Annotated in this window: 6 protein-coding genes; 3 read left to right on the top strand and 3 right to left on the bottom strand. The window is 57.5% G+C overall.

The window, feature by feature from the left end:
• Nucleotides 1–37 precede the first annotated feature (37 nt).
• Together ACQ4OB_RS27020 and ACQ4OB_RS27015 are read left to right on the top strand one after the other, a co-directional pair.
• Nucleotides 38–1,267, top strand: coding sequence for a cytochrome c biogenesis protein DipZ (locus tag ACQ4OB_RS27020; RefSeq protein ID WP_430956810.1), 1,230 nt, complete (start codon nucleotides 38–40; stop codon nucleotides 1,265–1,267).
• Between the two features lie 292 nt (nucleotides 1,268–1,559).
• Nucleotides 1,560–2,372 (top strand): class I SAM-dependent methyltransferase, encoded by an 813-nt coding sequence (locus tag ACQ4OB_RS27015; protein ID WP_076027791.1) that lies wholly within the window; start codon nucleotides 1,560–1,562, stop codon nucleotides 2,370–2,372.
• A 136-nt stretch (nucleotides 2,373–2,508) separates the two neighbouring features.
• Here the strand turns inward: ACQ4OB_RS27015 and ACQ4OB_RS27010 are convergent, their stop codons facing one another.
• The 3 genes from ACQ4OB_RS27010 to ACQ4OB_RS27000 form a co-directional block, all read right to left on the bottom strand.
• A complete protein-coding gene (locus ACQ4OB_RS27010) occupies nucleotides 2,509–3,435 on the bottom strand; it encodes a universal stress protein (RefSeq protein WP_074877856.1) in 927 nt (308 codons plus the stop codon).
• A 231-nt stretch (nucleotides 3,436–3,666) separates the two neighbouring features.
• Complete coding sequence (locus tag ACQ4OB_RS27005) at nucleotides 3,667–4,107, bottom strand: hypothetical protein (RefSeq protein WP_076027789.1); 441 nt, start codon at nucleotides 4,105–4,107, stop codon at nucleotides 3,667–3,669.
• Between the two features lie 182 nt (nucleotides 4,108–4,289).
• The gene (locus tag ACQ4OB_RS27000; RefSeq protein WP_430956809.1) at nucleotides 4,290–4,490 is read right to left on the bottom strand and encodes a hypothetical protein; all 201 of its coding nucleotides are present in this window, start codon (nucleotides 4,488–4,490) and stop codon (nucleotides 4,290–4,292) included.
• Nucleotides 4,491–4,772: 282 nt separating this feature from the next.
• Here ACQ4OB_RS27000 and ACQ4OB_RS26995 point away from each other — a divergent pair, with 282 nt between their 5' ends.
• Nucleotides 4,773–5,927 (top strand): hypothetical protein, encoded by a 1,155-nt coding sequence (locus ACQ4OB_RS26995; protein ID WP_102614323.1) that lies wholly within the window; start codon nucleotides 4,773–4,775, stop codon nucleotides 5,925–5,927.
• The last annotated feature ends 73 nt before the right edge of the window (nucleotides 5,928–6,000 follow it).

Here is a 6,000-nt window from a genome sequence, read left to right as displayed (position 1 = left end):
GGTGTGTCGCCCCCTCTCTATATTCAAGGTGATCCCAATGTTTCTCATCGCTTTTCTGGGCGGCATATTGACCGTCCTCAGCCCTTGCATCCTCCCGGTCGTGCCGTTTCTGTTCGCCGGTGTCAAACGCACACGTTCCTCGATCCTGCTCACCCTTGGCGGCATGGTCCTGACTTTCGCCCTGATTTCCAGCCTGGCCGTGGTCAGCAGCGAGTGGGTGGTACACGCCAATAATTCCGGCCGTCACGTGGCCCTCATCGTAATGGCGCTGTTTGCCCTGTCGCTGATTTCCGCCCGTGTCGGTGACTGGCTGGCCCGGCCCTTCGTGGCGCTGGGCAACCGCCTCGATCCAGACACCCGCAAAATGTCCGCCCCGTTGGGTTCGGTCATGATCGGCGTCGCCACCGGCCTGCTCTGGGCTCCGTGCGCCGGACCGATCCTCGGGGTCATCCTCACGGGCGCCATGCTGCAAGGCGCAAACGCTCAAACCAGCCTGTTACTGGTGGCGTACGGCCTGGGCAGCGCATTGTCCCTGGGCACCTTGATTTTCGCCGGCCGCGGGCTGGTCAATCGCTTGAAATCGTCGATCCCGGTCACCGGTTGGCTGCGTCGGGGTACGGGTGTTGCGGTGCTGGCGGCTGCGGCGGTGATTTCTACCGGTGCCGACAAGACACTGCTGGCCGGCACTTCATCCGAAAGCCTGACGACGGTTGAGCAACGCGTGCTGGAAACCGTGCCGAAAGTCGTCGATTACTTCGTCAGCAAGGTCAGCGCAGAGTCGTCCATGGACAACGCCCAAGGCCCGATGCCGTCGCTGTCCGGTGCGGTCGAATGGCTCAACTCGCCGGCGCTGAGCAACGATTCGCTGAAAGGCAAAGTGGTGCTGGTGGATTTCTGGACCTACGACTGCATCAACTGCCAGCACACCTTGCCGTACGTGAAGGACTGGGCGAAGAAATACGAGAAGGATGGCCTGGTGGTGATCGGCGTCCACACCCCTGAATACGGTTTCGAGCGCATCATCGACAACGTCAAGGATCAGGTGAAAAAGCTCGGCATTACCTACCCGGTGGCCATCGACAACAACTACGCGATCTGGCGCAATTTCGACAACCAGTACTGGCCGGCTCACTACCTGATCGACGCCAAGGGCCAGGTGCGTTTCACCCATTTTGGTGAAGGCCGCTACGAGGCTCAGGAGAAGATGATTCAGCAGTTGCTCGAAGAGGCCAAGGCTGACGCCAAAACCCCCGTACCTGCCGCATGAACCTGTAAATCAACAGCGCCACCCGTGAAATCTCCAGACGATCGGGCAGGGTTGGCCGACGATCGGGCAGGACGCCAGCGTTGCCCGGCGCGATAGTTGGCACACAGGGTCTGCCGACCCTGTCATCAATAAAAAGAATGAGAGGTTGCCATGCCCAAGTTTGTTATAGAACGCGAGATCCCGGGCGCAGCGTCAGCGTTTCCCCGGTCCTGAACATTATCGATCCCATGACGGCGGAGTCAGTATCCGCCGGTTCCTGCTCAGTGATCCCACTCCGCCGGAGAAAGAATCCATGAGTACACCCATTGATCTAACTGCCTTGAAAAACCGTCAGATGGCCTCTTGGGCCAGTGGCGACTATGCCGTGATCGGCACCACCTTGCAGATTGTCGGTGAGCAACTGGCCGAAGCCTGCGATTTGCTCTGCGATGAACGGGTGCTCGACGTGGCAGCCGGCAACGGTAACGCGACGCTCGCTGCCGCGCGCCGTGGTTGCCACGTCACCTCTACCGACTATGTTGCCGCGCTACTGGAACGCGGCGAAGACCGAGCCAGGGCAGAACGCCTGGACGTGACCTTTCAAGTGGCTGACGCGGAAGCCTTGCCGTTCGAGGATGCCAGCTTCGATGCCGTGCTTTCGACCTTCGGCGTGATGTTTACCCCGGACCAGCCCAAGGCCGCGGCGGAACTGGCGCGGGTCTGTCGTCCCGGAGGGCGGATCGGCCTCGCCAACTGGACGCCCGAAGGTTTTGTCGGCCAGATGTTCAAGACCCTCGGCCGCCACCTGCCGCCACCGCCGGGCGCTCAACCGCCTTCGCAGTGGGGCACCGAAGCCTGGCTGCGCACGCAGTTCGACGAACGAGACTTCCTGCTCCAGGTAGCGCGCAAGACCTTTAACTTCCGTTACCGCTCGGCCGCGCATTTCATCGACACGTTCCGCACCTGGTACGGTCCGGTCCACAAAGCCTTCGCGGCGCTACCTCCTGAAGGCGCCCAGGCGCTGGAAAACGACCTGACTGAACTGTTGAACCGCTTGAACCGAGCGGGAGAAAAATCGCTGGTGGTGCCGAGTGAATACCTGGAAGTAGTCATCACCCGGCGTTGAGCTGGCAACACTATCCCCCTGTGGGAGTGAGCCTGCTCGCGATGAGGGCCTTACATTCAACATTGATGTTGACTGAAAATCCGCCATCGCGAGCAGGCTCACTCCCACAGGGATAGTGTTTTTGTCGGGGGGGCAATTATTCATCCAGCCGCTCGGTGTACACCACCCAAACGCTGCACGGCATTTTGTACAGCAGATGCTCCACCGTGCTGCCGATCAGCCGGCCCATGCCGCGATGGCCAATCCGGCCCATGACAATCACATCAACGTCATAGGCGTCGGCATAGCGGGTGAGGACCTTGGCCGGGTTACCCATGATCATGTGCCTCTGCTCCGGCGCGATGCCGTTGCGCTCGGCCAGGTCGTTGAAGGCGTCCTCCTGGTAATCGAATACGGTCCTGGCCTTGCCCGACGAGAAGAACGCCGAACCGTTGTCGAAGCCGAATTCATCGGCACTGATGGATGAAAGGTCATAGGCATAGACCACATCGAGCTCGGCATTACAGGCGCTCGCCAGTTTCGCCGCCTCGTGAAGGATCCGGTCGTTGAAGGTTTTGTAATGGTCATCGCGATGAAAGGGGTCGACCGCCGCAACGATCTTTCGGGGCAGCGCGTGCACGGCGTGGCTGACGAAATGCAGCGGTACCGGGCATTCGCGCAACAAATGCACATCGAGCGGGGTGAATATCAGCCGCGACAACAGGGATTCGTGCTCCAGCGCCTTGATCAGCACATCCATCGGCTGTTCCTTGAGGTGAATCAGGATTTCTTCCAGCGGACGTTCTACCCAGGCCACTTCGGTGGTGACGTGAACCCCGATTTTGCGCAAGGGACGGGCCTGTTCCTCAAGCCATTGGCGGTGGCGCTCGACGTAGCCCACGCGCATCTGTTCCAGGGCCTTTTCGTTGACCAGGCTGGCGGTTGCCAGACCCTCTAGGTAATCGAAGGCGACGATGTGCAGCGCGGCGTCTTCGGCCTTGGCCAGCGCAGCGGCCCTGTCGAAAGCAGGGCTGTGTTCCATCAGCGGTGATGCAACCAGCATGAAGCGGGATTGACCAGACATGACGAACCTCCCGTGGATTAGCCGCCCGACGTGCGGCTCGTGCGACGTACATCCAGTCTCTAAGTATTGACCATGATCATCCTCCCGTCCGCAAACCGGACGCGGGCTGAAGTTCGTGATGGTGCCGCAAGCGTTGATCAATCTGTGGGAGTAGGTTCGGCGGGTTGGTCTCGCACGAGGATATCGGGGACTGTTACTTGGGGCTGTGGAGGAGGGCACTACTGTTGATTACTAACTGCACCTGACGCTAACAGCCTTCGCGGCGCGTTGCAGTTCTTGCTTGACGTCGACCGGGATCCGCTGCTTCACCAGTCGTTGCTCGAGAAATGTCTGATCGCCTCGGGTATCAACCTCGGCGTCAATAGCCGCATCCTCTGCTTCGATGGTGGCCGCGTGAGCCTCTATGACCGAATCGACTTCTGCGTCGCTCTTGGCGGCGTCGAGTGCACCAATGAGTGTCGCCACTTCGTCTTCTTCAGCCTTGCCATAGGCTTCTACGGACAGCCCGGCAGCCAACGCCCGCGCCCGGATTTCCACGCCTTTGAGCGTCTGCTTGGCTTCTCCGCACAGCATGTCGTGTTTCTGGCTTTCGACGATCTTCCATTGGAAAAACCCATACGTCATCGTGCCGATAAGCGCTACGGTGATACCACCGATCAGGATCTGTTTCATGGCTACAGTCGTGAACGTCTGGGGGGTGAGGGTTCGGTGAGCATCGCTTCGTTCTCTATTCGAGGAAATAAAAGCGTAGCACCGGAACCCGGTCAAGCCCCGTCCAATGTCAATGCAAATGCGTGACGACGTACAGGAACGGAAGGGCTTCAGATGATGGCCTCACGGCCCTTGGCGTGTTGCTAGTTACCGTCCGCCACTTTGCGTTCTATCTCCGCTATTTTCCGATTGAGCTCCTCAGCTTCCTGCTCCCGGGTTCGGGGTGAAGAGGGCGTGACGGTTTCATTCGCCTCTTTGGCGCCCGCGTCCCTGTTCTCACGATCTGTTTCGGCGTTTGACGTTTCGTCTGATTCGACGTCGTTAACACTGTCATCGTTGTTCATTTTAATGACCTCCATTGGCCTGAACATTGGATTCGATGCCATGGCTTGAGTTCGAGATTTTTGTACCGGATCTGGAAGAAAAATTGGCGTCATGAAATAGACAACTGACGCCACTTCATATCGCTTGCAAAGTGGCTACCTTGAACTTTACTAGTCACTGAACGTGAGAGCGTTCGTCATCAATAAATGTCTTTTATATCAAGGTTTAAGCGCGCCACTTTGAAGTTCCGCCTTGATCTTTTTCTGATCTGCCCCAAAGAAAGCTCAAAGGATGACGAAGAAATGAAAGAGAACGTGGCGGCCGTTATCCGCAAACTGATATCTCCTTCAATGCGGTATGAGATAAGAAACGCTTCACACTGGTTGCGAGACATCCTTGGGCGTGCGTGTTTCTGGCGCTGGGAGATTGCCAGGTTCAGAGCGCAGAACGAAAGTCCCTACGAAATCCTTTATATCGGAAGAAAAAAGAAGCGCGAGATGGCCAAGCTTCTCATCAGGGGAAAGACCCAAGGTGATTCCCCTGTTGTCGACGTCGAAGCGCAACCTGGCGTGTCGAGCCATGTAGTGGTGGTGAGTGAAATGCCGACTTCGGGGGCCTTGTTTGTACCCCTGTATTTGAGTGCCGTCGTACCGCTGGGGCGATCCGTCGAGGAGATCACCACAAAATACGACAGCGAATTACGGCGAAACATCCGCAAGAACCGGCCGCGCTACCGAATGGTCCAGACGCTGTTGGACGAAGACATTGAAAAGGCCGATAGGGAGATGCTTAGACCTTATGCCACGGCAAGGCAAGGCATCCACGCTGCGCAATTTGCCACGCCGGAGGTCTTCAGGATTGCCAAGACCGTCGGCCGGCTCGACCTGATCATGCTGGAGGACGAGGTCGTTGCCTGTCACCTTGGCTGTGTAATAACCCGGGGCGGAAAGCGCTACTGGAGCACGCTGCGTTTCGGATACACCGAGGCGATTTTTTCAGATGCCAAAAGACTGCGTGAAGTGAACTCGATTACCACCTTCATGGCACTTGAATGGGCGATAGACAATGGCTTCGATTATTACGACATCGGTCTTTGCCTGGCGCGGCCGGATGACGGACTTCTGAAATGGAAAAGAAGGCGCGGCGGTGATATTGATTCCATGGGCAACCACGCTTACATGTTTGTCCGGCTGCCCAAGACAGGGGCGGCCAAATTCCTCTGGGATACACCGTTATTCGCGGTTGAAGGCAAGGAATTGACCCTTCACCTTGGCTTGCCGGACGGGCCAAGCGATGAGGAAGTGGCCAGCCGTTATCATGAAATGGTATTTGGCGGGCTGCACAAGATTTATCTTTATTGCGCCAGGAACTCGGGCGAACAGTTTCTCGAAACCTTGCGTAGTCGCTATGCCAGTTTGCAGACCCCACCCATTATGAAAAGGATTGCATCGAGCTGAACAATTTCCAGGCCTGAAATAAACAGAGCGCTTCGCGTCTGACTATTGACCCTGTTGTGCAGGGAGGACTTTT

The organism is Pseudomonas sp. ES4 (assembly GCF_050586665.1).
Taxonomy (GTDB): Bacteria; Pseudomonadota; Gammaproteobacteria; order Pseudomonadales; family Pseudomonadaceae; genus Aquipseudomonas; species Aquipseudomonas frederiksbergensis.
The sequence above is the reverse complement of the archived record's forward strand: the minus strand, read 5'-3'. Positions and strand labels throughout refer to the sequence as shown.

What these genes read in the sequence shown, in the direction of transcription:
- ACQ4OB_RS27020 (WP_430956810.1), top strand. Translation starts at nt 38, where the DNA reads ATGTTTCTCATCGCTTTTCTGGGCGGCATATTGACCGTCCTCAGCCCT.
- ACQ4OB_RS27015 (WP_076027791.1), top strand. Translation starts at nt 1,560, where the DNA reads ATGAGTACACCCATTGATCTAACTGCCTTGAAAAACCGTCAGATGGCC.
- ACQ4OB_RS27010 (WP_074877856.1), bottom strand. Translation starts at nt 3,435, where the DNA reads ATGTCTGGTCAATCCCGCTTCATGCTGGTTGCATCACCGCTGATGGAA.
- ACQ4OB_RS26995 (WP_102614323.1), top strand. Translation starts at nt 4,773, where the DNA reads ATGAAAGAGAACGTGGCGGCCGTTATCCGCAAACTGATATCTCCTTCA.
- ACQ4OB_RS27000 (WP_430956809.1), bottom strand. Translation starts at nt 4,490, where the DNA reads ATGAACAACGATGACAGTGTTAACGACGTCGAATCAGACGAAACGTCA.
- ACQ4OB_RS27005 (WP_076027789.1), bottom strand. Translation starts at nt 4,107, where the DNA reads ATGAAACAGATCCTGATCGGTGGTATCACCGTAGCGCTTATCGGCACG.